This window comes from Asaia lannensis NBRC 102526 (genome assembly GCF_024054035.1).
Taxonomy (GTDB): Bacteria; Pseudomonadota; Alphaproteobacteria; order Acetobacterales; family Acetobacteraceae; genus Asaia; species Asaia lannensis.
In genome coordinates this window covers 398,913-425,793 of the sequence record NZ_JAMXQU010000001.1, presented here as the reverse complement: position 1 = coordinate 425,793, position 26,881 = coordinate 398,913, and the positions used below count along the sequence as shown (strand labels likewise).

The 26,881-nt window shown below is 59.4% G+C and carries 22 protein-coding genes; 16 read left to right on the top strand and 6 right to left on the bottom strand.

Annotation, left to right across the window (positions count from 1 at the left end):
• The 3 genes from NF685_RS01895 to NF685_RS01885 all read left to right on the top strand — a co-directional run bounded on the left by NF685_RS01895 (position 1) and on the right by NF685_RS01885 (position 3,984).
• Complete coding sequence (locus tag NF685_RS01895) at positions 1-852, top strand: pentapeptide repeat-containing protein (protein WP_252848364.1); 852 nt, start codon at positions 1-3, stop codon at positions 850-852.
• Positions 849-2,432, top strand: a complete 1,584-nt coding sequence (locus tag NF685_RS01890) for a Hint domain-containing protein (protein WP_252848363.1) — start codon at positions 849-851, stop codon at positions 2,430-2,432. The genes NF685_RS01895 and NF685_RS01890 overlap by 4 nt, the downstream gene beginning before the upstream one ends.
• A gap of 226 nt (positions 2,433-2,658) precedes the next feature.
• A complete protein-coding gene (locus NF685_RS01885; protein ID WP_252848362.1) occupies positions 2,659-3,984 on the top strand; it encodes a UDP-glucose dehydrogenase family protein in 1,326 nt (441 codons plus the stop codon).
• A 215-nt stretch (positions 3,985-4,199) separates the two neighbouring features.
• Here NF685_RS01885 and NF685_RS01880 read toward each other — a convergent pair whose 3' ends face one another.
• Together NF685_RS01880 and pspF are read right to left on the bottom strand one after the other, a co-directional pair.
• Positions 4,200-5,489 carry a DEAD/DEAH box helicase gene (locus NF685_RS01880; RefSeq protein ID WP_252848361.1) on the bottom strand — a complete coding sequence of 430 codons (1,290 nt, stop codon included), beginning with the start codon at positions 5,487-5,489 and terminating at the stop codon, positions 4,200-4,202.
• Positions 5,490-6,034: 545 nt separating this feature from the next.
• A complete protein-coding gene (gene pspF, locus NF685_RS01875; protein ID WP_252848360.1) occupies positions 6,035-7,123 on the bottom strand; it encodes a phage shock protein operon transcriptional activator in 1,089 nt (362 codons plus the stop codon).
• A gap of 133 nt (positions 7,124-7,256) precedes the next feature.
• Here pspF and pspA point away from each other — a divergent pair, with 133 nt between their 5' ends.
• The 10 genes from pspA to NF685_RS01825 all read left to right on the top strand — a co-directional run bounded on the left by pspA (position 7,257) and on the right by NF685_RS01825 (position 18,873).
• Positions 7,257-7,943: a phage shock protein PspA gene (gene pspA / locus NF685_RS01870; RefSeq protein WP_252848359.1), complete on the top strand. Its 687-nt coding sequence runs from the start codon at positions 7,257-7,259 to the stop codon at positions 7,941-7,943.
• A gap of 40 nt (positions 7,944-7,983) precedes the next feature.
• Entirely contained in the window at positions 7,984-8,238 is a 255-nt protein-coding gene (pspB, locus tag NF685_RS01865) for an envelope stress response membrane protein PspB (RefSeq protein WP_222546595.1), read from the top strand.
• Positions 8,235-9,749, top strand: a complete 1,515-nt coding sequence (locus NF685_RS01860) for a hypothetical protein (protein ID WP_252848358.1) — start codon at positions 8,235-8,237, stop codon at positions 9,747-9,749. Before pspB ends, NF685_RS01860 begins: the two co-directional genes overlap by 4 nt.
• The gene (locus NF685_RS01855; RefSeq protein ID WP_252848357.1) at positions 9,746-10,906 is read left to right on the top strand and encodes a DUF2807 domain-containing protein; all 1,161 of its coding nucleotides are present in this window, start codon (positions 9,746-9,748) and stop codon (positions 10,904-10,906) included. The genes NF685_RS01860 and NF685_RS01855 overlap by 4 nt, the downstream gene beginning before the upstream one ends.
• A 109-nt stretch (positions 10,907-11,015) precedes the next feature.
• Positions 11,016-12,431 carry a DUF4097 family beta strand repeat-containing protein gene (locus NF685_RS01850; protein ID WP_252848356.1) on the top strand — a complete coding sequence of 472 codons (1,416 nt, stop codon included), beginning with the start codon at positions 11,016-11,018 and terminating at the stop codon, positions 12,429-12,431.
• A gap of 106 nt (positions 12,432-12,537) precedes the next feature.
• Complete coding sequence (locus NF685_RS01845) at positions 12,538-13,323, top strand: MlaE family ABC transporter permease (RefSeq protein ID WP_222546591.1); 786 nt, start codon at positions 12,538-12,540, stop codon at positions 13,321-13,323.
• Positions 13,320-14,108 carry an ABC transporter ATP-binding protein gene (locus tag NF685_RS01840; protein ID WP_252848355.1) on the top strand — a complete coding sequence of 263 codons (789 nt, stop codon included), beginning with the start codon at positions 13,320-13,322 and terminating at the stop codon, positions 14,106-14,108. Before NF685_RS01845 ends, NF685_RS01840 begins: the two co-directional genes overlap by 4 nt.
• Before the next feature lie 210 nt (positions 14,109-14,318).
• The gene (gene radA, locus NF685_RS01835) at positions 14,319-15,701 is read left to right on the top strand and encodes a DNA repair protein RadA (RefSeq protein ID WP_252848354.1); all 1,383 of its coding nucleotides are present in this window, start codon (positions 14,319-14,321) and stop codon (positions 15,699-15,701) included.
• A gap of 335 nt (positions 15,702-16,036) precedes the next feature.
• Positions 16,037-16,654, top strand: a complete 618-nt coding sequence (locus NF685_RS01830) for an IMPACT family protein (protein ID WP_252848353.1) — start codon at positions 16,037-16,039, stop codon at positions 16,652-16,654.
• A 95-nt stretch (positions 16,655-16,749) separates the two neighbouring features.
• Positions 16,750-18,873 carry a M3 family metallopeptidase gene (locus NF685_RS01825; RefSeq protein ID WP_252848352.1) on the top strand — a complete coding sequence of 708 codons (2,124 nt, stop codon included), beginning with the start codon at positions 16,750-16,752 and terminating at the stop codon, positions 18,871-18,873.
• A gap of 184 nt (positions 18,874-19,057) precedes the next feature.
• Here the strand turns inward: NF685_RS01825 and NF685_RS01820 are convergent, their stop codons facing one another.
• From NF685_RS01820 to zapE, 4 genes are all read right to left on the bottom strand, one after another.
• Complete coding sequence (locus NF685_RS01820) at positions 19,058-20,524, bottom strand: Hint domain-containing protein (RefSeq protein WP_252848351.1); 1,467 nt, start codon at positions 20,522-20,524, stop codon at positions 19,058-19,060.
• Positions 20,525-20,756: 232 nt separating this feature from the next.
• Positions 20,757-21,179, bottom strand: coding sequence for a hypothetical protein (locus tag NF685_RS01815; protein WP_252848350.1), 423 nt, complete (start codon positions 21,177-21,179; stop codon positions 20,757-20,759).
• A gap of 227 nt (positions 21,180-21,406) precedes the next feature.
• Positions 21,407-22,405, bottom strand: coding sequence for a phosphorylase family protein (locus tag NF685_RS01810; RefSeq protein ID WP_252848349.1), 999 nt, complete (start codon positions 22,403-22,405; stop codon positions 21,407-21,409).
• 425 nt (positions 22,406-22,830) lie between these two features.
• A complete protein-coding gene (gene zapE, locus NF685_RS01805; protein WP_252848348.1) occupies positions 22,831-23,964 on the bottom strand; it encodes a cell division protein ZapE in 1,134 nt (377 codons plus the stop codon).
• Positions 23,965-24,211: 247 nt separating this feature from the next.
• Here zapE and sdhC point away from each other — a divergent pair, with 247 nt between their 5' ends.
• Genes sdhC through sdhA form a run of 3 tightly spaced genes read left to right on the top strand, consistent with a single transcriptional unit; the run spans position 24,212 to position 26,876 of the window.
• Positions 24,212-24,673 (top strand): succinate dehydrogenase, cytochrome b556 subunit, encoded by a 462-nt coding sequence (gene sdhC / locus NF685_RS01800; RefSeq protein WP_252848347.1) that lies wholly within the window; start codon positions 24,212-24,214, stop codon positions 24,671-24,673.
• Positions 24,670-25,074, top strand: coding sequence for a succinate dehydrogenase, hydrophobic membrane anchor protein (gene sdhD, locus NF685_RS01795; protein ID WP_222546582.1), 405 nt, complete (start codon positions 24,670-24,672; stop codon positions 25,072-25,074). Before sdhC ends, sdhD begins: the two co-directional genes overlap by 4 nt.
• On the top strand, positions 25,074-26,876 hold the full coding sequence (sdhA, locus tag NF685_RS01790) for a succinate dehydrogenase flavoprotein subunit (RefSeq protein WP_222546581.1): 1,803 nt from the start codon (positions 25,074-25,076) through the stop codon (positions 26,874-26,876). The genes sdhD and sdhA overlap by 1 nt, the downstream gene beginning before the upstream one ends.
• The last annotated feature ends 5 nt before the right edge of the window (positions 26,877-26,881 follow it).

Below are 26,881 nucleotides of genomic sequence, written 5' to 3'. Positions count from 1 at the left end.
GTGTCGAGAAGCAGCTGGAATTACGCGATCAGACACGCAATCAATGCATCGGTTCTGTGGAGCCTGCCTTTCGATGAAGAAGAAAGAGAGAAGCCCGATTCCGTCCTGCGTGCAGATGCCCTGCAGATTGCCCTCGCGCGCGGGCTCCCCCTCGTCAGTGGCAATTTCGACGGTGCTGCGCTTGCCGGATGCGACTTGCGCAATGCCGATCTGACACGATGCAGCCTCAGAGGAGCCGACCTGCGTCACTGCCAGCTCGATGGGGCCCTGCTTTATGGGGCCGATCTCGAAAATGCTGACCTTTCCCATGCCTCCCTTATGGGGGCCCAGCTCTGCGGGGCTTCTGCGATCGCAGCGTTAGTCGTCGGTGCCGACCTGCGTGGAGCCAATCTATCCGGTGCGGCGCTTGCACGGGCACAGTTCCAGGGTGCGCTTCTTGCAGGCACCCGCTTATGCGGTGCCGATTGTCACGAGACGAGTTTCTGCGATTGCGACATTGCCTCGGCGTCTTTCAGCGGTGTCGATCTGTCGCACGCCGTCATGATGGGAAGCCGGTGGGATGAAATCGACCTCCAACGCTGGCCCATACGCCTTGAAGGACTCGATTATACGGTGACGCTTCTGAAAGATCATATGGTCATCGGCTCATCGATTATCTCGCTGGAGGATCTGTCCCGCATGGATGATCGTGCAGCCGCCGAACTGGGCGGATTAAGGGCGATGCGTTTTTTCAGGGCATTTCGCAGCATATTGCTCAGCCTGTTCGCCTGTGAACCGCTGGTTTCCCGAATGCCTTCCGGCATGCAGGAAAAAACAACGCTGGTCGCCGGCAACGAGGAGACATACCGATGACCGACTACGTTATCGATGGAACCACCAGCGCCGCCAATGACGTCGTGATTGCCTCGAGCGATACGCTGACGGCCAATAGCGGTGGGCAGGGCAACAACATAACCGTGGGGGGCGGGCGCGTAACCGCCAACACCGGATCGACGCTCACCAATGTCACTGTCTATTCAGGCACGCTCATTCTGGCCGGGGGAAGCCTTGGCCCTCTCACCATGAGCGGAGGAACATCGCTCATCAATTCCGGCAGTATCAACGGTACTTTTGCGATTTCGGGCGGAACGATCACCATCGGGAGCAGCGCAAAGGTCACCACAGCAAGCAATTCGACCCTCTCTCTTTCGGGCGGGGCGGTAGCGACCGTGCTCAATACAGGCCCCCTGACTGTTCAGATCGCCGCCGGGTCAAAACTCGTGACCAACACGGCCGAATTGCAGAACCTGACCATCAACGGCAGCGCTCAGGGGTTCACGATCGATATTACCGATCTCGATCCCAAAACGATCATCAGCGTCGATCTGCAATCCTCGCGCATGATCATCTATACAACCAACGGAACCATCGTGATCAATGGCTCCATTCCCGGCTACAAGCTCTCGAGCGATGGCAGTAGCGGCCTTATCATTTCGGTGTGCTTCGCCAAAGGGACGCTGATCCTCACGCCCTCCGGCAAAAGGCCGGTCGAAACCATCGGGACAGGCGATACGGTCGTCACCGACCGTGGCGTGCAGACCGTCATCTGGGCCGGAAGCCGAAAGATCACCCTGCGTGGCGCACAACCCGACGAAGCCTTTCTTGTCCGGATCAGACGAAATGCCTTCGGGGCGGGAGAGCCGTTGAGGGATCTTCTGGTCACGCCAGAACACTGCGTCTTTGTGCAGAACAGCCTCGTGCCGGTGCGTATGCTCGTCAATGGCGGATCGATTTTCTACGATCGCACCATCAGGGAATATACCTACTACCATCTCGAGGTCGAAAATCACGCCCTGCTCTATGCCGAGAACCTCAGGGCGGAGAGCTACTACCGAGGCACCAACAGTCTTCTTTTCGGCACGCACGGCAGCAGCGATACCGAACCGCCGCGCGAGCGGGCCTACCCCCTCATGGTCGAGCGTCCGGTGGTAGAAAAAATCTGGCGCGAACTGACAGAGCGTGCCGGGCAGCTTGGCTATATGGTCCAGCAAGAACAGCCTGCACCGCAGGCCCCTTTCGTGCTGACAACCCCGAACGGCAGGATCATCGCCCGTACGGAACAGAACGGCCCTTATGCGGTATTCATGATCCCCTCGGATATCGACCACGTCTATATCACGACACAGACCACTCGCCCCGATCAGGCTATCGGACCCTATGTGGATGACCGGCGCGATCTCGGCGTGCTCATCGGTCAGGTGAAGATCACCGATCGGGGCGATACGAGGCGTCTTGACGATCATCTGACATCTCCGCTCCTCGGCGGCTGGAGTGCCCTTGAGAACAGTCATATACGCTGGACCACCACATCCGGCCTCCTCCCGCTGCCTCAGGATCATGACGCGCCCAGAATGCTGAAACTGGAGATCGAACAGCTGAATGCAGCGCACTGAGATCGCTGCGACATGGCCTTGGGCACGCCAGGCATGGACCGGTTCAGCACCCGTCAGATCCCGCCCTCAAATCATGATTTCCATCTGAACTCCGGGCTCATATTCGTGCCATTGATCCCGGCCCTGCCGGATCCGGTTCGACATGTTCTGGCACCAGCGCTTTATCCCTGCGGGCGTTTGAGCTACGCCCTGCACAAACGAGTGTTCGGATAGGATTGGATAGATCATGCGCATAGCGATGATTGGCGGCGGTTATGTCGGGCTGGTGTCCGGTGCCTGTTTTGCGGAATTCGGCACCGAGGTGGTGATTGTCGAGGCCGATCAGGACAAGCTGACGGCCCTGAGGGCGGGATCCATCCCCATTTACGAGCCAGGTCTCGACAAGATCGTCTCGGCCAATGTCGCTGCCGGTCGCCTCAGCTTTACCGATGATCTGTCGACCGCGATCGCACAGGTCGATGCGGTTTTCATTGCAGTCGGCACCCCGACACGACGCGGGGACGGTCATGCAGATCTGACCTATGTCTATGAAGCCACGCGCCAGATTGCCCGCCACGCCCCAAAAGGCCTGCTGGTCGTGACCAAATCCACCGTTCCTGTCGGCACAGGCCGCGAAGTCGCGCGTATTCTGCGCGAGGAACGCCCCGATCTGACCTTCAGTGTGGCTTCCAACCCGGAATTCCTGCGTGAGGGCAACGCCATAGGCGATTTCATGCGTCCGGATCGCGTGATCATCGGAATTGATGACACCGGCGCCGACAAGGGCGAGACGGCCAATGCCATCATGCGTCAGCTCTATCGTCCGCTCTACCTGATCGAGACCCCCATCGTCATGACCGGGCTCGAAACAGCCGAACTGACCAAATATGCCGCCAATGCGTTTCTCGCGATGAAAGTGACATTCATCAACGAAATGGCCGATCTCTGCGAGAAAGTCGGCGGCAATATTCATGATGTGGCTCGGGGCATGGGGCTCGATCAGCGCATCGGACGCAAGTTCCTGCATGCTGGCCCCGGCTATGGCGGATCGTGCTTTCCCAAGGATACGCGCGCACTGACAGCCATCGCACGCGATGCAGGCAGCCCGTCCCTGCTTGTCGAGGCAACGGTGTCGATCAACGAAGCGCGCAAATCGGCCATGGCAGAACGTGTCATCGCGCTGTGCGGTGGAACCGTTCGAGGCAAGACCATCGCCATTCTGGGTCTGACATTCAAACCCGACACCGACGACATGCGTGAAGCCTCGTCGCTGCCTCTCATCCAGCGCCTGACAGAAGAAGGGGCGACCGTACAGGCGTTCGACCCGGAAGGTATGAAAGCCGCCCGCCCCCTTCTGCCCGAAAGCGTGATCTACGCCAGCTCCGCACAGGATGCTGCAACGGGTGCCGATGCGCTTGTCGTCCTGACGGAATGGAACGAGTTCCGGGCTATCGCGCCTTCCAAGCTGAAAGCTGCCATGCGTGGCACGGTGATCGCCGATTTCCGCAATATCTGGGATCCGGCAGCCCTGCGTGAGGCAGGTTTCACCTATCGCTCGATCGGTCGCCCCTGAAAGGTCCCGGCCACCAATAAGGTGAGGTCAGCTAGGGTGAGGTCAGCGCCCTGACGTCACCGCCCCCGGGTCGATCAGGCTTCTGTACCGACGTTTATGACACGGTACGAGCCAGAGTTGTGTGGGAGCCAGAGTTGTGTGGGAGCCAGAGTTGTGTGGGAGCCAGAGTTGTGCATGGCAGAGGCGTTGCCTCTGCCATGCACAAGTAAAACGGCTCAGATTGCGCGTTTGGCCATGGCAGCGGCACGAGCTGCAGCCTTTTCTTCATCGGTCCAGATCTTGCGCTCGCGTATTTTCGGCACCTTGACCTGCTTGACCGGGCCACCGCCGAGCACCGGTGCGCGTGCCGTGGAATGGCGTGCTTTCTCGCAATGCCATTCGTGATTTTCATGCACTGTCAGTGCGCGTCCGATCGTGCGCTCCACATCGTGCAGCCAGGCGCGCTGCTCGGCATCGCACAGGGTGATGGCCCGCCCGCTACGTCCTGCGCGGCCCGTACGGCCAATGCGATGAACATATGCCTCAGGCAGGCTGGGCAGATCGTGATTGACCACATGCGTCACCGTATCGACGTCGATACCGCGTGCGGCGATATCTGTGGCGACGAGAACCCGTGCACGACCTTCGCGGAATGCTTCGAGTGCCCGTTCGCGCTGACCCTGCGACTTGTTGCCGTGCAGGGCTTCGGCCGTGATGCCCGCTTCGGTAATATGAGAGCAGACCTCATTGGCGATGTTCTTCTGAAGCGTGAACACGACAGCCTGTCCGACATCGGGGGCGCTGAGAAGCGATAGCAGGGCGGCCTTCTTGTGCTCTGCATCGAGAAACATGACCGTCTGCTCGATACGATCGACCGTGGTAGAAGGCGGGGCGATTTCCACCTTCGCCGGATCGCGCAGCAGGCTGTCTACCAATGCCGCAATGGATTTCGGCATGGTTGCGGAAAAGAGGATCGTGTGGCGCTCAACCGGGGTTGCAGCAACGATCTGCTCGATTGGCTTGGCAAAGCCCATATCGAGCATCTGGTCTGCCTCATCCAGCACAAGAGCTTCGAGGGTCGACAGGTCGCAAAGCCCCTGCTCGATCAGATCCAGCAAACGACCGGGGGCTGCGACAAGAATATCGACGCCTTCCTTCAGCGCATTGACCTGATGAAACTGGCTGACACCCCCGAAGATCGTGGTCACGCTGAAATCGAGATGGCGACCGAATGCCTCAAACCCATCGGCAATCTGGCTGACGAGTTCACGCGTGGGCGCCAGAACAAGAACACGGGCCCCGTTTTTCGGCGCGGGACGTGGGTCAGCGGCCAGGCGATGAAGAAGGGGCAGCGCGAAGGAAGCGGTCTTGCCCGTTCCCGTCTGGGCCATGCCCAGCAGATCACGGCCTTGCAGCAGCAGGGGGATGGATTGCGCCTGGATCGGCGTGGGCGTCTTGTAGCCAGCCTCGTCCAGCGCCTTGAGAATAGCAGGCGCGAGCGCCAGTTCGTCGAATGTCATGGTCATGATGAAACAGCGCCTCCGGCGCACAAATTGGTTGCGCCTTGGCGGGCATTCAGACTGTGGAGGTGCTCTTTTGCGGACGAATGATCGTCGCGTCAACGCAAACGCGCATTCATGTCCTTATGGTCATCCATTGTGGCAATAAGGATGCGTTTCACGCCTGTTCTGCCCCTCGCACGATGCCCGGATCGCACGCTTCAGGAAAACGCACCAAAGCAATGCAGCCGATCCGGCAGGGCATTCACATGCCTTGAGGCGAGAACGATGCCGAACTCCGGGCAACAGCTTATCCACGCCGTCCATCAGAAAAGCAGCGCGGTACGTTCAGCTTCGCACCCTGACCGTGGCCCCCGCGAAAAAACGCCCTGTCAGGGTGCATGCTCGCGCATCTTCCGATGCATTGATCGCACCGGCATACCGGAGGCACTTTCTCTCAATTTATGGTGATTTACGCCATATATAATGAGATAAACGCGGACATATCTCAGGTACAATTACTTTGGCATGTTTTTTGCAAGAACACCTGCATGACCAGATTTCCGCTTTCCTCACTCTCCCGGTTCGATCGCCTTTCGCGCATTGCGATCGGCCAGCCCATGCTGACGGAGCAGATGTCTGAGCTGGTAATAGGTCAGACCCAGAGCCGTGGCGGCCTGTTTCTGGTTGAAGCGGGCATCGCGCAGGGCGGTTTCGAGCAGGCTACGTTCATAGGCGCGCGTGGCCTCGGTAAAATTCAGCCCCTCGGGCAAAGCCGCAGTCGGCGGCATAACGGGCGTGGCTGGAGCTTCACGCGCAGGCGCCGGAACGGGATCCGGATCGCGGCTGGCCAGCGGCCTCAGCCAGTCGGGCCCGTTGCGGAAGGGATCGAATACGATATCGTCCAGAGGGCGTTCGGGCCGCTCCATACGATAGACGCTGCGCTCGACGACGTTGCGCAGCTCACGCACATTGCCGGGCCAGTCATAGCGCATGAGCCTGTCGCGGGCGCGGTCGGTGAACCCGGCAAAGAGCTTGCGCCCCAGACCTGCCGTCATACGGGTCGCGAAATGCTCGCACAGGATCGGGATATCTTCCTGACGGGCACGAAGCGGTGGCAGCATAACCACATCGAAAGCAAGGCGGTCGAGCAGATCGGCACGGAAATCACCCCTGCGTGCCATGTCGGGCAGATCGGCATTGGTGGCGCCGATAATGCGCACATCCACATGGATCGTCTCGTTGCCGCCCACACGCTCGAAACTGCCATATTCGATGACGCGCAGCAGTTTCTCCTGCACCGCCATGGAGGCCGAGGCGATTTCATCGAGAAACAGCGTGCCGCCATGGGCCTGCTCGAAACGGGAGAGTCTGCGGCGCTGTGCCCCCGTGAACGCCCCGGCCTCATGACCGAACAGCTCACTGTCGAGCAACGTATCGGGCAGAGCCGCACAGTTGAGTTTGATGAGCGGCTTGTCCCATCGTGGCGAGAGCAGAGCCAACCGGGCCGCCACCAGTTCCTTGCCCGTACCGCGCTCGCCGATGATCAGCGCAGGCCGATCGAGCGGGGCAAGGCGCGAAATATGGTCGAGCATCTCCAGAAACGCAGGAGATTGTCCGATCGGTGTCGGGTTTTCTTCGTTTCTGGCAGATCGCGCCATTTTATGGCCAGTCTCGTTCGCGGTGTTGCAGAAATTCTATCTTTCACCCCGGATCGTTACGCTTGCAAGAGAAGCCTGTGTTCTCCTGCCCCGATTTCCTGTTAAATTCGTTCCAGCAAAGAAAGATCGTTACATGGGTATCTTTTCCCGCCTTGCGGATATTGTGAACTCCAACCTCAACGCCATACTGGCCAGCGCCGAAGATCCGGAGAAAATGATCCGGCTGATCATCCAGGAAATGGAAGACACGCTGGTCGAGGTACGCAGTCAGGCTGTCACCATGATTGCCGAGCGCAAGGGGCTCGAGCGCCGCGCACGCACCATGGTGCAGGAAGAGGATGAATGGCTGCGCAAGGCAGAGCTTGCCCTGACCCGTGATCGCGAGGATCTGGCCAAGGGGGCGCTTGCAGCCAAGGCCACGATAGAGCAGTCACGCAAATCGCTCGAGCAGCAGATTGCCCAGGTCAATGAAAGCCTTGACCAGCAGCATGACGATATCGGCAAGCTGCAGGCCAAGCTGGCCGACGCGAAATCCCGCGAGAAATCGCTTTCGCTGCGCCACAAGGCTGCGACCAATCGCATCAAGACACGCGAGCGCCTGTATGACACGCGGGTCGAAAATGCGTTCAACCGCTTCGAGCAGGTCGAGCGTGCGCTTGACGCCCTTGAGGGGAAGGCCGAAGCCTACGATCTGGGGCGCGGTCCGGGTGGCACACGCCAACCGAGCCTGCAGGAAGAACTCGCCAGCCTCGAGACCGACATGGCAGTTGAAAACGAACTCGAGGCCCTGCGCGCCAGAATCAGGAGCCGTCAGGGATGAGTGCGGGCATGAAACGCGTTACAGGCAAGGATAAACTACCATGAGCCATGGTTCGGGAAGCAGTCTGGGAGACCTGATCGGACTCGCGGCGGTTGTCATGCCCTTCGTCATGATCATGTATATCGTGACCATTCGCTCTCGCGCGAAGGCAACAGCCAGCAAGTTGCAGGAATCCGATCTCGCCGCGCTGAACATGGCTCACGTGCAGGCACGCAGACTCGAAGAACGTGTCGACCAGCTGGAGCGCATTCTGGATGAGGATGTGCCGGGCTGGAGGACGCGGAGCTTCTCATGATGTCAGCCTGTCTGTTTCGCCGCCCCTCCCGCTCTCACGGCCGCCGCATTGCTCTTGCAGCCCTGCTTCTGTCCGGTATTGCCGGGGCTGGAACCGGGCTGGGCACCGCCGCTCTGGCTGCGCCGCCCCATGCCGGCCCGCAGGTCGTGATGGATGCCGAGGATCTCGATCTGAGCGTTCCCTGTCTCGGGCGTTTCGAGATCATGGTCGATCCGGCCATGAGCGATGGCGTGTCGATTGACAGCTCGCCTTCTGGCGGGGCGCATCTGACCATGCGCACAGGCAAGACACAGGGATCGTCCAAGGTTCTGATTACCAGCCGGACCTGCGCGCCCAATGCCCGCGTGTCCATTCTGGTGGCCCCCAATGTCGGGGTGCTGATCCATGACAGCCACGACACGCATATCGTCATTCACGGCACGCTGGCCTCGCTGGAAGCAAGCCTTGAGGCCGGTCAGCTCGATGCCGATACCGTCCAGTCGCTCGATCTGAGCCTGCGCGGAACCGAACAGGTCCATATCGCCAACCTCAATCGTGCTGCTCAGGTGGTCGAGACGGGGGCTTCGGGGCTTGTCGTCGATCATGCCGATCTCGACGCATTTTCTGCGCAGCTTTCCGAAACCAGCCATCTGACTGTCACGGATGGACGGTTCGACGTCCTGACGCTGATGGTCGAAAATGCTGCCAGCGCCCGACTGGGGGGAAGTGCCAATACGGCCACCGTCTCAGCCAATGGAACCGGGCTTGTGGCAATCCCCACAGTGAGCGGCGCTCTGACACGCACGGGCAATGTGCAGGTCGGTCCCGTTGCTGCAACGCCCGCCCCCTCGCCTTCGGCTCCCGCAACGCCCGGCGCAGCTGCAGGCCCTTCTGCCTCCGCTGGTGCAATGTCCCCAAGCGCAACCTCCCAGAGCACAACCTCCCAGGGCGTAACCTCCCAGGGCGTAACCTCCCAGGGCGCGCTGTCCCAAAGCGCAGCGACAGAAAACGCCGCATCTCAGGGCACTGTGGGAGCAACTGCCGCATCCCGTACAGGATCTGCCACAGCAGCGCCCCCTGCGACGACAGCCGGGACTCCGTCTGCCAACGGAAACGCACAGACCAGCGTTGCACCGGCAGGGACAGGACAACCCGCACAGTCCTCATCTCCCCAGGCTACCTTGCCGCAGGAAACGAGACCGCAGAGCACTGCGCCATCGATATCGGGCGCGGCGTCGGTGCCCCTTGGCCCCCCGATTCCTCCCGCAACAGATCCGGCACAGACCGCCCAGCCGGTCACGCGTCCGGCCATGCCCGATGCCCCTTCTGCCCCGTCCTCATCCAGCAAGACGGACGTAGGGAACGGCAGCGCGCCTATCGCTCCTGCTGACGGACAGACATCCGTTGGCCGCGCGCCTCAGGGTTCGCCAGCGACCGGAACCTCTGCCAGCAGCAGCCCATCCACCACACCAAGCACCCCTCCTGCCGGGAATACGGCCATGCCGAGTGTCAAGGGAGATCAACCGAGGTGATCCAGCTGCGCCTGAGCCTTTTCGTTTTCTGCGGTCTGATGCCTGTTACGGCCCTTGCCAGCCCGGACACGACTCAGGCCATCCTCGACGACGCGCCCTATACGCTTCGCCTCGATACCGCATGTTCTTCCACCATCAGCATCCAGGGCACCCCAGACCAGAAAGAAGCTGTCACACTCGACCGGCAGGATACGGGTCTGACCTTCACCAGTTCAGGTCATGACGCCACGCTGCAAGGCGAGCGCTGCGACACGGGCCCGACACTGCATGTCCGACCGGGTACAGCGATCATCGCCCGGATGCGGGGCTACGGATCACTGAATATCAGCGGCGTGAACGGCCCCGTCTCCCTGAACGAGAGCGGCAGCACCAACATCACCATCGATCAGGCTACCGCGCTCGACCTGAACATGCACGGTTTCGGCAGCCTCAAGCTGGGCTGGCTGAACGGCCCGGGAAAGCTCATTCTGGCAGGAAGCGGCAACAGCATTATCGCCCGTGTCGATTCACCGAGCCTGAGCGCACGCGTCGATGGATTTGGCGGCATCGACCTGAGTGCCGGATCGATCGGCGCGCTCGACGCCCATGTTCATGGTTCGGGACATATCGCTTTTGGCGGGACAGCCCGCACGGCCGATCTGACGGCCAGCGGTTACGGCGGTATTTCCGTCAACGAAGTCACGGGAGAAATCCGTCAGGATGCGCAGTCTCCCGCCTCGATTTCGCTGCGTCATGGAGGCGGAAAACCCTCTCACCATTCTGCAACCCGCCCCATCCTGACCCTGCCGGATGGCACGATCATTACCTCGCATAACCTCATACGCCCCGACGGATCCGTCACCGCATTCGACGATGACGATGGAGATACCGCCGATGTCAGCCCATCCGGTCATGGCAGAAAATGGGTCTGGCGCATCGGGCTGCTTGTCATTCTGCTCGTGGCGTTCCGGCGGCGCCTCACGGCATTGCTGCCGCGCGGCATGCGTGCTGCGACCGCAATGCCGGACAACACTCCCTCCGATCATCCCGATCTTGTCGCATTACAGGCACGACTTCAGCGCCTCGATCAGCGCGTGGGCCATGTAGAGCAATGCGTAACCTCGCGCGATTTCCATCTGCATCGCGAATTCCAGCACCTTGCAAGGCGACACGGGTGACAGCGCCCCGTTTGGCCATCGCCCTGAACGATCGCTTGACCCGACAGCCAGATGCCGAACCTGCACGGACAGGCTGGCTCAGCAATCGGGCAGACAAAGGACATGTTTCATGAGCCGCTTCAGTCTGGGCTTTTTTCTGGCCCTGACCATATCGCCCGCTCTGGCCGAAACGAGCCTTCCAAGCAGCCCGGAAGCTGCGCTCTCCAATGCGCCCTATACTTTGCATATCGATACGGGATGTGCGGCCAGAATTCACATTCAGGGGGCAGGTGCGCTTCTGCAGAATGCCGATATGCAGGAGGTGCCCTCAGGTCTGTCCTTTCAGGCGGGTCGTCATGAGGCGTGGCTCACCGGCAGCGCTTGCGGTGAGGATGCGACTGTGCAGCTGCGCGAGGGTGCGGCCATCGTCTCTACCGCCACAAATTATGACAGCCTTGCCATTGACTGGGTGAACGGTCCGGTTTCCGCCCGTCAGGGTCGTGGCACAATCAGCATCGATAATGCCACCGCCCTGCTCTATCGCGGCAGCGGTCCCGGCGACCTCAAACTCGGCACCCTGACAGGGCCAGGAATTTTCGCGTTTTCGGGTCCCGGCACTGCGCGCGTGACCAAGGCGACGGCCAATTCCGTGGTGATTGGCACAACCGGACCCGGCGATGTCATTATCGATGACGGAACGATCGACCAGCTTGCCGTGAGCCTTTCGGGACCGGGAGACGCTGTTTTCGACGGTGTTGCCAACAACGCGACGCTGCGCACCAGCGCCTCGGGCGACATACGCGTGCATCAGGTGCTGGAAACCGAGCATACCCACTCCAGTGCCAGCGGCAGGATCATCATCAGCCTGCCTGCTCGCCATGGCGAGGTGTTCACCGGCAAAATCAGAGGGCGCAACAGCCAGGACGGCACCAGCGTCACACGCGACGATATGCGTCTGCCCGATGGCACGCGTATCAACAGCCACCGCATGATCAAGCCGGACGGCACGGTCATCGATTTCGACGCACTCCGGCACATGAGCCAGAACAGCGTGCATACCCCGTCGGCTGAAACGGCTGAGATACCTGACCCGCCAGAACCGCCTGAGCCTCCCGAGATACCTGCAGCCCCCGCCACATCATCGGGCAGCATGCATCATACATCGGCTAAACCATCGGCCAAACCATCGACAATGACGGCGAGCGTGACATTCGACATACTTCCGGACCGCAATGGGATCATCTCGGGCGTGATCGCTCTTGCGGTGCTGGCCATAGCCCTCATGCGCCGACGCATCATCCCCCGGCTCATCGCTCTGCTGTATCGCCACAACCCGGCTCTTGCGCGCAAGGTCGAGCCCTTTCTGATGTCGCTCATGGCAAAGGTGACCGCCCCCATGCCGCAAACGCAGCTCCCGCAACTGCTGGATCTGACAGAGCGCCTGCAAAGGCTGGACAGGCGCGTCGGCGCGGTCGAAACCTGCGTCACGTCACGCGATTTCCATCTGCACACCCAATTTCGCGATCTGGACCGGCGGCACGACTGATCGGGCGCTGCGAAGCGTATCCCCGGCACCCGATTGGGGCTTTGACGTAACGCTTCAGTCAGGCTAGGGCTTGAGACATGAATTTCCCTGATGGCGGCGGCTGACCGTGAATTTTATCCTCGATCCTGTCGCAGCCATCGGGCGTGCCTTTCTCGGTATCGCACGCAAGGCCGGCGCTCTCACTCTGTTTGCTTTGGCCGGTCTTTCGAATCTCGTTCGACCGCCCTTTTACTGGGGTGTGTTTTTCAGCAGTCTGATCGAGATTGCCTTCTATTCGCTGCCCGTCGTGGCACTCACCGCCATTTTCTCCGGTGGCGTGATCGCCCTTCAGTCCTATGCGGGCTTTGCGCAATATCATGTGCAAAGTGCGATTGCGGGCATTGTGGTGCTTGCCGTCGTCCGTGAGCTCGGACCTGTGCTGGCCGGGCTGATGGTCGCCGGACGTGTGGGCGCTGCCATGTCTGCCGAAATCGGCACCATGCGCGTGACCGACCAGATCGACGCGCTACGCACGCTTTCTACCGATCCGATGAGATATCTGGTGACGCCGCGCCTTCTGGCCGGCACGCTGGCTCTGCCGTTTCTGGTGCTGGTTGCCGATATTCTCGGTGTGCTGGGTGGCTTTACCGTCTCGGTCTCGAAGCTCGGTTTCGACCCGCAGAACTACATCGTCGCAACCTTCAATGCGCTCAAGCCGCTCGACGTGCTGGTCGGGCTCGCCAAGGCTGCAGTCTTCGGTTTCATCATCAGTCTGATGGGCTGCTATCACGGCTATACCAGCCGTGGCGGTGCTGAAGGCGTGGGCTCTGCCACAACCGCCGCCGTCGTGGCAGCCTCCATCCTGCTTCTGGCTTTCGATTACCTCCTGACGGATCTGTTCTTCGCCTCATGAGCGCCCTGCCCAAGATCCGCATTCGCGGCCTGACCAAATCCTTCGGCTCCAAGACCGTGCTGGACGGCATCGATCTCGATGTCGAAGCCGGAACATCGATGGTCATCATCGGCGGATCGGGTAGCGGAAAATCCGTACTCCTGCGCTGCATTCTCGGGCTGATCACCCCGGATTCCGGCTCGATCGAGATTGATGGCGAGGACCTTCTGACCGCGTCGCCCGCGCGACAGGAAATCCTGATCGAGCAGATCGGCATGTTGTTCCAGAACGCCGCCCTTTTCGACAGCATGACCGTTGCCGATAACATCGTGTTCGGCCTGCGCGCCAAAGGGCGTGGCAAGTCGCACAGGCTGACAAAGGCGCAGGCACGCGATCAGGCTGGCGATATTCTCAAGCAGGTCGGCCTCGACCCTTCTGTCGGCGCACTGGCTCCATCCGAGCTTTCGGGCGGCATGCAGAAACGTGTGGGGCTTGCGCGCGCCATTGCAGGCACACCCAAGATCCTGTTTTTCGACGAGCCGACGACGGGTCTCGACCCGATCATGGGTGCCGTGATCGACGAACTGATCGTGGATTGCGTCAAGCGTCTCGGTTCGACCGCCATTGCCATCACCCATGACATGGCCTCGGCCCAGCGTATCGGCGATCGCGCTGCCATGCTCTATCATGGCAAACTGGTCTGGCAGGGTCTGGCATCCGAACTGATGCATAGCGGGAACGCAATGGTCGATCAGTTCACCCATGGACGCACGGATGGCCCGATCAAGATGGAGCTACGGTGCTAGGCCGGTGAGGAAGAGGCGTTCTTTTTTGCAGAAAAGAACCAAAAAACCTTTTCTAATTGAGGTTTTAGAACACGCACGGTTTTAAAGACCCCAAGCGGCTAAAAGTCTTGCATCTTCTTTTTCTGCCAGAAAAAGAAGATGCCTTGTTCTTGTTATGTTTCACCGCCTGCCCTATCTTTCTGCCAGACCCCCTGACTGGAAGACAGATCTATGGCCAAGCGTCCCACAGCCCGTTTCGTCTGTCAGGCCTGCGGCGCAGTTACCAGCAAATGGTCGGGGCGCTGCGACGCCTGTGGTGAGTGGAATACCATTGTTGAAGAAGCGGTAGAGCCTACCAATCGCGAAACGCGCAAGCGTGCAGGTCGGCTCACGCTCATGCATCTGGATGGCGACCTGACACCGCCGCCGCGCATCGAGACCTCGATTGCCGAATTCGACCGCGTGCTCGGTGGCGGACTGGTCCCCGCATCGGTCGTGCTGGTAGGGGGCGATCCCGGGATCGGCAAATCCACCCTGCTGCTTCAGGCCACCTGTGCCCTCGCCAAGGCCGGACAGCGCGTTCTTTACGTCTCGGGTGAAGAGGCAGTCGATCAGATACGCCTGCGCGCACGCCGTCTGAAACTCGACGCCCCAACGCTCGATCTGGCCGCCAGTATCAACGTGTCCGAAATTGCAGGCTCTCTGGAGCAGGACCGCGAACATCATGTGGTGGTGATCGATTCCATCCAGACCATGTGGCTTGAGACCATCGAAAGCGCGCCGGGTTCGGTGGCGCAGGTGCGCGCCTGTGCCTTCGAGCTGATCCGTCTGGCCAAGACAGTCGGGTTCTCGCTCATTCTCGTCGGGCACGTCACCAAGGAAGGCGCATTGGCAGGCCCGCGCGTGCTTGAACATATGGTCGACGCCGTCATGTATTTCGAAGGCGATCGCGGGCACCAGTTCCGCATTCTGCGCGCTGCCAAGAACCGCTTCGGGGCGACAGACGAGATTGGCGTGTTCGCCATGACCGATACGGGACTGACCGAAGTGCCCAATCCCTCCGCGCTGTTTCTTGCGGAAAGACGCGGCAATATCGCAGGATCTGCCGTCTTTGCAGGCATGGAAGGCACGCGCCCCGTCCTTCTCGAAATTCAGGCGCTCGTTTCGCCAAAGGCTGGTGAAGGCGCGGCAAGACGCGCCGTGGTCGGATGGGAAACAGCGCGGCTCAACATGCTGCTGGCTGTTCTTGAAGCCCGCTGCGGACTGAAAATGGCCGGAATGGATGTGCATCTGAATATCGCAGGTGGTCTGCGTATCAGCGAGCCCGCCTGCGATATGGCTGTGGCTGCTGCACTGATTTCTGCCGCGACAGGCGTTCCGACCTCGTCGGGCTCGACCTATTTTGGCGAAGTCGGCCTCTCAGGCGAGGTGCGTCAGGTGTCGCAAACCGATCTGCGCCTCAAGGAAGCGCAGAAACTCGGTTTCGCTCAGGCGATCCTGCCCCGTCGCGTTGCCAGTGGTGGCGCACGCCCCAAGCCGCCCGAAGGACTGGCACTGAAGGAAATCGGTCATCTGAACGATCTGGTGGAGTTGTTCCAGCCACTGGACGAATAAGCGCCCGTCGCCATTTTCCGTTGAGGGAAAGAGAGCTTACAGGGCACGGTCATTCTGGCGGGACATTTGTTGCAGGGCTCTCCTCCGCGTCCCGGCAAGGGCTTATCTCTCTCATCCCTTCTGGTGTTCTGGTCTTTTTGCTCTCTTGCTCGTCGTTCCCTGGCGACAGAAGCAATGTCACCACAATGCGCGTTTCCCAGGGACGAGAGCTCTTTGGAAACGCGCAGGGCAGCACCTCGCCTCACTCCAGCCTTGCAAAACCCGGCCAGCCCTGCTTCCTGAACTGAATCAACCGCACAACGAAACCCGCAAAGGGCAAGGCAGGACACAGGTACATGACCCGAACACTCGTGGCGGAAACGCAGCTGGATACGGTGGTCAAGAAAAGCCTGTTCCGTGTCCATGCCGCACCGATTGCCCGTGAAGAGGATGCGCGGGAATTTTTCGACCGTGTGAGCGTTGCCGATGCCACGCATAATTGCTGGGCGTGGCGCATCGGGGGGCGGTATCGCAGCTTCGACGACGGCGAACCGGGCGGAACGGCAGGGCGACCTATCTTGCAGGCTATCGATTCACAGGAATTCGACCGCGTTGCCGTTATCGTGGTGCGCTGGTTCGGCGGCATCAAACTGGGCGCGGGCGGGCTGGTCAGGGCTTATGGAGGGGCTGCAGCTTCCTGCCTGAAACAGGGAGAAGCGGTCGAGATCGTGCCGATGCAACGCCTCGGGTTTCATGCCACGTTCAGCCTGCTGCCGATCATTCAGGCCCGCCTGTCCGATTGGGACGCCACACAGGAAGAATGCAGCTTCGACGAAACGGGGGCTGGTCTGACGCTGTCCGTCCCGCTTTCCCGCTCGGAAACCATACAGGGTGCATTGCAGGATCTGCTCAGGGGTGGGGCGGTCCGAATGCTGGATGAGCCCGCGCAAGAGCAGACCGATCAGCAGGGCTGAGCGATACGGGGCCGGAATATGTTACAGCCGGTTTGACGCTCCGTCATTTCCTTCCTACGGTAACGCATCATGTTACGATCGTAGGATCCTTGTTCATGCCCGTTTTCAGACACGCTGCAGCGCTTGCTGCTGTTGCGCTTCCCCTTCTCTCTTCCACGGCACTTGCAGCACCGGCCAATCCACTGTTCCAGGCGAGCACGCTGCCCTATCAGGCACCGCCCTTCGACAAGATCAAGGACAGCGATTATGTGCCGGCCTTCGAAAAGGGCATGGCCGATCAGCTGAAAGAGATGCAGGCGATTGCCAATAACAAGGCTGCGCCGACATTCGACAACACCATTGTCGCCATGGAGCGTTCGGGCCAGCTGCTCAACCGAACGCAGAACGTGTTCTACGGTGTCTATTCGGCGGACAAGGACGACGCCATGGATGCCATCGACAGCAAGGAAGCGCCAAGGCTCAGCCAGCATCAGGACGAGATCTATCTCAATCCCAAGCTCTTCCATCGTGTGAAAACGCTTTACGACAATCGCGCCAAGCTCAACCTCAATGCCGAGCAGGCCATGCTGCTTGAGGTGTATTACCAGCAATTCGTGCATTCTGGTGCCGAGCTGAACCATACTGACCAGCAGAAGCTGCGCGCCATCAATACCCAGCTTTCCAAGCTTGAAACCACCTACAACCAGAAGCTGATCGCCAGCGCCAAGGCAGGCGCTCTGGTTGTGGACAAGAAAGAGGCGCTGGCCGGACTCGATGACGGGGCCATTGCCTCGGCACAGAAAGCCGCCGAAGGCCGCAAGCTGACCGGCAAATATGTTCTGCCGCTTCAGAACACCACGCAGCAGCCCGATCTCGCTTCGCTGAGCGAACGCACCACCCGTGAGGCGCTGTTCAACCAGAGCTGGACGCGCGCCGAGAAGGGCGATGCCAACGACACGCGCCAGACGATCGCGGAGATTGCCCAGCTGCGCGCCGAAAAGGCTGCCCTGTTCGGCTACAAGAGCTACGCCGCCTATACGCTGTACGACCAGATGGCCAAGACGCCTGAAGCCGTGAACAGCTTCATCCACCAGCTCGTTCCGGCGACAGCCGCCGAACAGCACCGTGAAACGGCCGAACTGCAAAAGGCTATCGGTGAGGACCACCAGAATTTCACGCTCAAGCCGTGGGACTGGAACTACTATGCCGAGCGCGTGCGCAAGCAGAAATTCGACCTCAACCAGAACGACGTGAAGCCGTATTTCGAGCTGCATACCGTGCTGACCGATGGCGTGTTCTATGCAGCGAACCAGCTTTATGGAATCACCTTCGAGCCGCGCAAGGACATCCCTGTTTACAACCCCGACGTCATGGTGTTCGAGGTCAAGGACAAGGACGGCTCGCCGCTCGGTCTGATGTATTTCGACTACTTCAAGCGCGACAACAAATCGGGTGGCGCATGGATGTCGAATTTCGTGGGTCAGAGCGACCTGCTCAAGACGCGCCCCGTCATCTATAATGTCGCGAACTTCACGAAGGCCGCCCCCGGCCAGCCGCAGCTGATCACGTCAGACGATGTGACGACCATGTTCCATGAATTCGGTCATGCGCTGCATGGTCTGTTTGCAAGCCAGACCTACCCCACGCTTTCGGGAACCTCCGTGGCGCGCGATTTCGTCGAATTCCCTTCGCAGTTTAACGAGAACTGGGCAATGGACCCGAAGGTGTTCGCCCATTATGCCCGTCATTACAAGACCGGCGCCCCGATGCCGGCCGAGCTGGTCGCCAAGATCAAGAAAGCCGCCCATTTCAACCAGGGCTATGCTCTGGGTGAAATCGTGGCTGCTGCCCAGCTCGACATGTCATGGCACGGCCTCCCGGCGGACGCACCGCGTCAGGATGTCGATCAGTTCGAAGCCAAGGCCCTCAACGAGACCGGCCTCGATGTTGCGAATGTTCCGCCGCGCTATCGTTCGAGCTATTTCCTGCATATCTGGGGCAATGGCTATTCGGCGGGATATTACGCTTATCTCTGGACCGAAATGCTCGATCAGGATGCGTTCTCCTGGTTCCAGTCCCATGGCGGTCTGACACGTGAAAACGGCCAGCGCTTCCGTGACATGATCCTGTCCAAGGGTCACACCATGGATTACGGCCCGATGTTCAAGGCCTTCTACGGCAAGGACCCCGAAATCGGTCCGATGCTAGCCCATCGCGGCCTGCTGCCCGACGCAAAGTAAGACATATCTCCCGGCTCTCATAGCGATACAATGAGAGCCGGGACGCCGGGTCAATCATTCGACCGGCGAGGCCTACCCAATTGTCGGCCCCGCATCAGCAACGCCAATCGCCCTGAGCTATTCGTCACAGAGGCGTGCCTTTTTCTGCCGATGTGAGGCCATAAATAGTGCCCACGACAGGCGCTTACGCAGAGTGCCTTACCAGCGACGGAAGTGACGTCACGACAACATAAGGCCCTCCTGCCAGAACCTCTATCGACAATCTGGATACACCCTCATGCCGACGCTCGGGTAAGGGCAGGAAGGCGTTGCCTTTCGTCCATCGCATGTTGCCGGCGCTTTCATCCTGCCAACCCGGCATGGATCCTGCCTCCTGATGAGTCCGCACAGGAGTCGAAACACCGCCTTCTTCTATGGTCACCGCGCCGACCAGAATACCGAGCAGACGCCGGTCATCCATATAAGGACCGAGCGCGTCGCAGGGTCTGCTGGCGTGACTCATCAGATGAACCGACTTCACCTGATGTGGGAGCGGAAAATGCATGACGCCCCGCGCATCAATCTGACCTTCGAGATGTGCGCCCCTGTCGGTAATCAGATACAGCCCATGATCGAACATCACCTGCAAAGGGGCTTCCTGTCCGGTCATGCCCAGCATTGCGGCACGTTCATGGAATTCCCTGAACAATGGCTCGACGAAATCGCGTGCCGTATTCAGCGGTGCAGCAGCGTGAGACCAGTCCGTAGCAAGACGCTGAGGAAGTGACTGGATTGGGTTATAGAGCCGACGCTCGTGACCTTCATCCAGAAGTGTCTCGCTCAACACGCCATCTGCCTTGATAACCGAATGCGGATCGGTTTCGATATGGTAGTAATTGAACGAGGTAATCGTCTTGTCATAATAGATCGACTGCCCGTTCACCAGCATACGCACCGGTACAAAGCACCCCTTGAGATACAGACAATGCTCTGCTGTGATCAGCATATCCTTGAACGGCAGATTATCTGCCAGAGCGCCCCGACACACCCGGACCGGCCAACCCGCCAGATCGTCCGGCAAGCCGGGCTTGACGTTGGCCTGACCGCAGCCGATGGCCCGGATAGTCCTAACCTGGCCGATATCGTTTTCGAAGATGGTGATATCATCCCCAATCTGTAATGCTTCGATAGCCACTTGACCCTTAGGGGTCTCGATCAGTGTTCCCGCCATATAACATACATCAAATTCGATATGTTGTGCGTATGGCCCCATGAACGAAGCCAAATTACTAATCGATATTGGCTCGTTTTTGTTGATCGAAGCTATATCAAAAAAGTTTCCATCTATCCAGAAAGTAATACCATGATCTTCACCATTAGGTATATAACTGAATATAGTCTTGTTACCGTCATAAATTATTGTTGTGTTAAGGCAATTGGACGGGTTTATTTTTATAGAAAATCGACCATACAAATATATTGGATTATTAACCAGACCTGTTGTCGATTGACCGGTACCACCAACAGGGGCATTAAGCATTGCTTCATTGCACCCATCAAAAATTACAGAATTACTTGGTTTTGTACTCGTATAAATATTGTAAGTGCTCCAAGTATCCGGCCGAAGGTCGCTGGTCTTCAGCTCTGACGGAAATTCATGACTTTGCATCATGTCAACGCACCCTCTTGCTTTTTATTGTAGATTAAATATAAATTTGATAGATAATCAATATTGTTTACGTGTATTTTACTTAAAAAATTGACCGTTTTTAATAAAATAAACCAGAGAAGCAGCTTACCCCAAACTTACAGATCTTGCAGACGAATGCAGTGTACCTCGTTCCATCCCGGGTACGGGTTTTCACACAAATTCCAGCATTGAGAGTGTCTAAATTGCCTTCCGACTACCGGCATCCAGACCAGAGCGCTTTCTCCGCATTCACGCTCGTATCCAGCGTCGGTGACGAAGCTGGCGTGATCTGATCTATGAGGCGGCCGATCCTGTTCCGAAGTCCATTGCGGATGCGTTCGGCAGCGCGGCCAAGATGGGCCGTGAGCTTGGAGAAGCCCATCTCGACAGGGCTGAAGCCCGGCCCGGCCCGGCCCACCTCAATCCCGGCCTTGCACACCCAGTCCCTTGATGAGCCAAGATTGTACATGACGACGTTGGCGCCGGAATACATCTGGCGCCGAGACGCCGGCCAGACGCAGGCCTGTGGTGAGCGTCGTGGTCTTTCCGTAATCGTGCAGAACAATGGAGCGCAGGCACCGGCCGCACCGAAAGCGTCCATAACGACACGCCATGCTGATCGACACCCAGGCTTCATCGATGAAGATCAGCCGTGTGGGGGCGAGATCGGGCTGGCACCAAGGCGCGCGGCCGCTTGCCTACGCGACATATCCTATACCACATCCGCACCCACCCGGGGCCATGGATCAAAAGACAGCGTGCAGAACGATATCTGGAATCGGGACAGCCATATCGGAAATCCCCGATGATCCAATCAGCCAGAAAAGAGCTGTGCCGCGCGATCATGACAGACCACTACGAAAATCAAGGTTCGCATCCGTCCAGCAAGTTGCGCGGATCGTGAGGTGTCTGAAAATAGCTCTCGGGATAAACCGGTTGGGAGACAGGCCTGAATTTGGCGGCAAGCAGGGCCTGACCCTTATGCTTCAACAGATCGAGCAGAATGCGGTTCGAAAGTCTCTGCGCCACGACGTGCGAGTCAGGCTGACCTTCCGGTGATTCAGGGACGCCATGCTTACGTGCCGGAAAAGCGAAGATACTGTTTGAGATGACAGACACTTCAAGGAAGGGAACATGCAGGACTGTTGCTGCAAGATTCGAGTACCAGTCCCCGTCCTCGTCTATCTCATGAAAGACCTTCATCGTGGCTTGGGTATACGCCACATTGTCGGACCAGATCTCAGATGTACCCTGAATGCTGTAATAGAAAATCTGCGGTTGCCTGTCGCTGCGAACGGGAGCGAGAAAAGCCGGCAGGGTTGTCTGCGTTGCGACGCGTTTTGCGGAACAGGCCAGCATCGCCAGCAGGCCCGGATCGGCATGGAATGCGCCGGTATAGGATTGGCCCGGCCCCGCATCCTTGAATTCGCCGCCCTCCATATGGCCGTCAGGCGCCAGATAGTAATTGCCGTGATTGACGTTCCTGGCGCCCAGAACGATATCGCCGATCGACATCTCACCCTTTGGCAGGTGGCCTCCCGATGTTCCGGGGTAGAGCAACACACGCACGTTGAAATCGTGCAACATGGATGTTGCCTCGATCGCACGCAGCACTTCGCCGGGTGCGGGCTGCACGATCATCACGACAGGCACACCGTCTATCTCGCCTGTCTGGAAGTCGAATGCCCCGTCAGAGACGTGCCCGCGTGCCGTCAGGGCATTCAGAAGCAACCCATAATCGGCAGGCAGTTTAGGAATGACAATTCCCAGCCTCGGGGTCGCATCGTAGGCCGGGACGGGAGCCGCATGCGCAACCCCCATACCGGCAAGGAGGCAGGACAATACTATGCGTAGCGGCTTCATCGTCGCCTCATCGAACAGGCTGAAATCGGATCGGGACAGGTCCTGTGGTCCTGCACAGGAAAAGCATATCAGCAGGCTTTTACGGAAAGACCAAATTACCAGCCTTTCAAACCTGCATTTCCGTGCAATACCGGCCAGAACACAATCCGGAACATGATCTTGCGATCGGTCGTCATGGTGAGCAGAGACCGAATTTCCTGAGAGCACCCGGAAAACGTTCCTTCTGTCGGAACGCGGTTCAGCCTCACGCCGCATGAGGCAATGCCGTCGGATCATCTATCCATGACAGCCACCACCACACCCTCCACGTCGCGTGGTCAGCCGATGCAGTCAGGCAATCCGCATGACTTCTCGCACGACGCAAGACATCACGTGGCACGACATTACGCGGCAAGCCCTGTGAGGAAGCGAGCTTGCGGCTCTTTTTACCCTTCCACCTCATGCACCCAGCCATTCGAGCGCATCTCATCCAGTCGCGATGCCGTGCGTTCGAAAGCAGTTGCATTTTCGCCTGTCTGATACAGCGCTTCCGGCTCAGCCGCGGCCGTTGCGAAAAGTGCCGTATGATTTTCGTACATCACATCGATCAATGTGATGAAGCGTCGCGCCTTGTCGTACTGGTCGGGCACCAGGGCGGGAACGCCCTCGATAAAAAGCGTGCGAAAGCGCTTTGCGATAGCCAGATAATCGGCAGGGCCGAGTGCCTCGCCGCAGAGTGAATTGAAAGTGAACCACGCTGTTTCGCCGTGACAGGCAAGCACCGCGATACGACGCGAGCCTATGGCCACGAAACCGGGCTTCGCTTGCGCCTCGGTCAGCGTCTCGAATTTCTGACGCAGATGCGCACGGTTCTCTTCTGAATCGGGCACGAGCCAGGTCTGTTTGTCCAGTTCGCGACCCCTGCGATAGTCGCGGGCTGAGTCGAGCGTCAGAACTGTGATATGCGCGGCGAATGCCTCAAGAAAGGGACGCATCGTCATGCGGTTCTGAGGCTGATGCTTCATCAGATCGGGTGGCGCTGTATTCGATGTCGCCACCACCACAGTACCGAGTTCCATCACCATATCCAGCAGACGCAGCACGAGCACGGCATCGGACATGTCATTGATCTGGAATTCGTCGAAGCACAGAAGATCGTTCTGCTCATGCACCTTTTGCGCCAGTTCGCGCACGGGGTCCTGCTTACGGTCACCCTGGCTCTGCCCCTTATGGAGGGCACGCAGGACTTCCTGCATGAACACATGAAAATGGATGCGGCGTTTCTTCGCAAGACCTACTTCCCTGCAGAAGAGATCCATCAGCATGGTCTTGCCCCGGCCAACCTGCCCTACGAGGTAGATCCCCTTGAGGGGTGCCGGACGACGCTTCGTGAACCGGGCCAGAATCCCGCTCTTTTCCTCATGACGGGACTGAAGCGCCTGGGCAAGTCGATCGAGCGCCATCGCAGCATCGCTCTGAACCGCATCGGCCTCTATCGTTCCCTGATCGACAAGGCGTCGATAGGTTCGCATCACACCACTCTGCGTTGAATGAAGCGGGGCGAGACTCATGTCGGACATTGAACTCTCTTCTGGCACGCGACAGGGAAGACTGATCCTGTCCTAACACGCAGCGCGGCGTAACGCCCCCCTGAAACAGGGTCACGCCTTGGTGAGACATATTTCACCGCAGGACGGCGCAAATGCCGGAAATACAAGACAAAAACAGTGCCAATTCTCACATCAATATGCACATGACGAACCATGGGAATGAGACTATGTGGGTTATATATCGCATAGCCCGAACACAGAATTCCGAGGTATCGCCATGGCTTCCGACGGACGTGAAGCGTTCTATTACGGCACCGACACGCAGGGGCGGCCTATCAGACGTCCCATGTCACCCCATCTGGACATCTATCGCTTTCGCCTCTCCATGGCGCTGTCGATCGGTAACCGTATTTCGGGCGTCGTCTCGTCGCTCGGGGCCGGGCTGGCTGTCGCCTGGCTCGCCGCGCTTGCACAGGGGCCGCGCGCATTTGTCCGCGCCCAGCGCGTGGCGACTCACCCGCTCGGCCGTCTGGTGTTTCTGGGCTGGGGCATCGCCACGATCTACCATTTCGTCGCCAGCATCCGTCATCTGATCTGGGATAGCGGTGCACGTTTCGAAAAGAAGGAAATCAATGAGGATGGCCGCCGTTCCGTTTTCGTGACGGCAGGGCTTTCCGTAACGCTGGTCGCGGCATTCGTCGCGCTCTCGCGGTCACGCAGCAAGGGAATGCGCTCATGAGCCGCCTGTCTGACATGCGCACGCCGCTGGCACGCGCGAAAGGTCTGGGCGGTCTGCCCGACGGGGCCGAACACTGGACATCTGAACGCGTGTCTGCCGTGCTGCTCGGCCCGCTTTCCATCTGGGGTGTCGCCCAGATCCTGCGTCTTGCAGGGCGCGATCGCGAAGCCATTCTGGCCTGGGCGGGACGTGTACAGAATGCGGCCCCCCTCGGTCTGCTCATTGCGCTGACCGCGCGTCACGCACAGCTCGGGCTTGAGGTCGTGGCCTCCGATTACTCCCGCGGCTGGCGTCGCGTCTGGCTCCGCCTGATCATTCGCCTGAGCACGCTGCTTTTCGTCGCACTCGGTTGCGCCTCTCTGGCGCGTATTCTCATGACCCGCACGACGGAGGCCAGATAATGAGCGCGGAAAACTCCAGAAAATACCGCATTGTCGATCATGCCTATGACGTGGTCGTCGTTGGCGCCGGGGGCTCGGGGCTGCGTGCCACACTGGGCATGGGGGCTGGCGGTCTGCGCACGGCCTGTGTCACCAAGGTCTTCCCCACACGCAGCCATACGGTTGCCGCACAGGGTGGCATCGGTGCCTCGTTGGGGAACATGTCCGAGGATAACTGGCGCTGGCATATGTACGATACCGTCAAGGGGTCGGACTGGCTGGGCGATCAGGACGCTATCGAATTCATGTGCCGCGAGGCTGAGAGCGCGGTGATGGAGCTGGAGCATTTCGGTGTGCCCTTCTCGCGCACCGAAGACGGCAAGATCTATCAGCGCCCGTTCGGCGGCCATATGAGCGAATACGGCAAGGCCCCTGTGGCCCGTGCCTGCGCCGCGGCCGACCGCACGGGCCATGCCATCCTGCATACGCTTTATCAGCAATGCCTGAAGCACCGCGTCGACTTCTTCGTCGAGTATTACGTGCTCGACCTGATCATGGACGAAAACGGAGCCTGCCGCGGTATCGTGGCCTGGTGTCTGGATGATGGGTCGATTCATCGCTTCAATGCCAAGATGGTCGTGCTTGCCACGGGCGGCTACGGGCGCGCCTTCCAGAGCTGTACTTCGGCCCATTCCTGCACTGGCGATGGCGGCGGTCTGGCCATGCGTGCCGGCGTGCCGACACAGGATATGGAATTCGTGCAGTTCCACCCCACCGGGATTTTTCCGGCGGGCTGCCTGCTGACAGAAGGCTGCCGCGGTGAAGGCGGCTATCTGACCAATTCCGAGGGCGAGCGCTTCATGGAGCGTTATGCGCCCACCGCCAAGGATCTTGCCTCGCGCGATGTGGTGTCACGCGCCATGACCATCGAGATCAATGAAGGCCGTGGCTGTGGTCCCAAAAAAGACCATATCATGCTGCATCTGGAGCATCTCGGCCCCGAGCTGCTGCATCAGCGTCTGCCGGGCATTTCCGAAACCGCGCGCATCTTCGCCGGTGTGGACGTAACCAAGGAACCCGCCCCGGTTCTGCCGACGGTCCATTACAATATGGGCGGTGTGCCCACCAATCTGCATGGCGAAGTGCTGCGCCCCACGGCAGACAACCCCGAGGCCGTCGTGCCCGGGCTGATGGCCGTGGGCGAGGCCGCCTGCGTTTCCGTTCATGGCGCCAATCGCCTTGGCACGAACTCCCTGCTCGATCTGATCGTGTTCGGCCGTGCGGCAGGCAAGCGCGCCGCCGAAATCATCGATCCGACAGTGCCGGTACCGCCCCTGCCCCAGGATGCTGGCGATGCCATTCTGGAGAAATTCGACCGGATACGCGAGGCGTCGGGCAAGTTCACGGTGGCGGAGCTTCGCGAGCGTCTGCAGCGCATCATGCAAAGCCATGCCGCTGTTTTCCGCAACACCAAGTCTCTTGCGGAAGGCTGCGAGAAAATTCGCGCACTCTGGAAAGACGCACAGCATATGGGGCTCGCCGACCGTTCGCTGATCTGGAACAGCGACCTGATGGAGGCGCTGGAATTTGCCAATCTTCTGGCCAATGCCACGGTCACCATCGAGAGTGCCAATGCACGCCATGAAACGCGTGGTGCTCATGCGCATGACGATTATCCCGAGCGCGATGACGAGCACTGGATGAAACATACCGTCTCCTATCTCGATAAGGACGGTGCGGTGAGCCTGCTCTACCGGCCGGTGCGGATGCAGACCCTGACCGATGACGTCGAGGTCTTCCCGCCCAAGAAACGTGTTTACTGAAGGAG

What these genes read in the sequence shown, in the direction of transcription:
- sdhA (WP_222546581.1), top strand. Translation starts at nt 25,074, where the DNA reads ATGAGCGCGGAAAACTCCAGAAAATACCGCATTGTCGATCATGCCTAT.
- zapE (WP_252848348.1), bottom strand. Translation starts at nt 23,964, where the DNA reads ATGTCCGACATGAGTCTCGCCCCGCTTCATTCAACGCAGAGTGGTGTG.
- sdhD (WP_222546582.1), top strand. Translation starts at nt 24,670, where the DNA reads ATGAGCCGCCTGTCTGACATGCGCACGCCGCTGGCACGCGCGAAAGGT.
- NF685_RS01815 (WP_252848350.1), bottom strand. Translation starts at nt 21,179, where the DNA reads ATGAAGCCTGGGTGTCGATCAGCATGGCGTGTCGTTATGGACGCTTTC.
- pspB (WP_222546595.1), top strand. Translation starts at nt 7,984, where the DNA reads ATGAGCCATGGTTCGGGAAGCAGTCTGGGAGACCTGATCGGACTCGCG.
- NF685_RS01840 (WP_252848355.1), top strand. Translation starts at nt 13,320, where the DNA reads ATGAGCGCCCTGCCCAAGATCCGCATTCGCGGCCTGACCAAATCCTTC.
- radA (WP_252848354.1), top strand. Translation starts at nt 14,319, where the DNA reads ATGGCCAAGCGTCCCACAGCCCGTTTCGTCTGTCAGGCCTGCGGCGCA.
- NF685_RS01880 (WP_252848361.1), bottom strand. Translation starts at nt 5,489, where the DNA reads ATGACCATGACATTCGACGAACTGGCGCTCGCGCCTGCTATTCTCAAG.
- NF685_RS01850 (WP_252848356.1), top strand. Translation starts at nt 11,016, where the DNA reads ATGAGCCGCTTCAGTCTGGGCTTTTTTCTGGCCCTGACCATATCGCCC.
- sdhC (WP_252848347.1), top strand. Translation starts at nt 24,212, where the DNA reads ATGGCTTCCGACGGACGTGAAGCGTTCTATTACGGCACCGACACGCAG.
- NF685_RS01825 (WP_252848352.1), top strand. Translation starts at nt 16,750, where the DNA reads ATGCCCGTTTTCAGACACGCTGCAGCGCTTGCTGCTGTTGCGCTTCCC.
- pspA (WP_252848359.1), top strand. Translation starts at nt 7,257, where the DNA reads ATGGGTATCTTTTCCCGCCTTGCGGATATTGTGAACTCCAACCTCAAC.
- NF685_RS01820 (WP_252848351.1), bottom strand. Translation starts at nt 20,524, where the DNA reads ATGATGCAAAGTCATGAATTTCCGTCAGAGCTGAAGACCAGCGACCTT.
- NF685_RS01885 (WP_252848362.1), top strand. Translation starts at nt 2,659, where the DNA reads ATGCGCATAGCGATGATTGGCGGCGGTTATGTCGGGCTGGTGTCCGGT.
- NF685_RS01890 (WP_252848363.1), top strand. Translation starts at nt 849, where the DNA reads ATGACCGACTACGTTATCGATGGAACCACCAGCGCCGCCAATGACGTC.
- pspF (WP_252848360.1), bottom strand. Translation starts at nt 7,123, where the DNA reads ATGGCGCGATCTGCCAGAAACGAAGAAAACCCGACACCGATCGGACAA.
- NF685_RS01860 (WP_252848358.1), top strand. Translation starts at nt 8,235, where the DNA reads ATGATGTCAGCCTGTCTGTTTCGCCGCCCCTCCCGCTCTCACGGCCGC.
- NF685_RS01810 (WP_252848349.1), bottom strand. Translation starts at nt 22,405, where the DNA reads ATGAAGCCGCTACGCATAGTATTGTCCTGCCTCCTTGCCGGTATGGGG.
- NF685_RS01830 (WP_252848353.1), top strand. Translation starts at nt 16,037, where the DNA reads ATGACCCGAACACTCGTGGCGGAAACGCAGCTGGATACGGTGGTCAAG.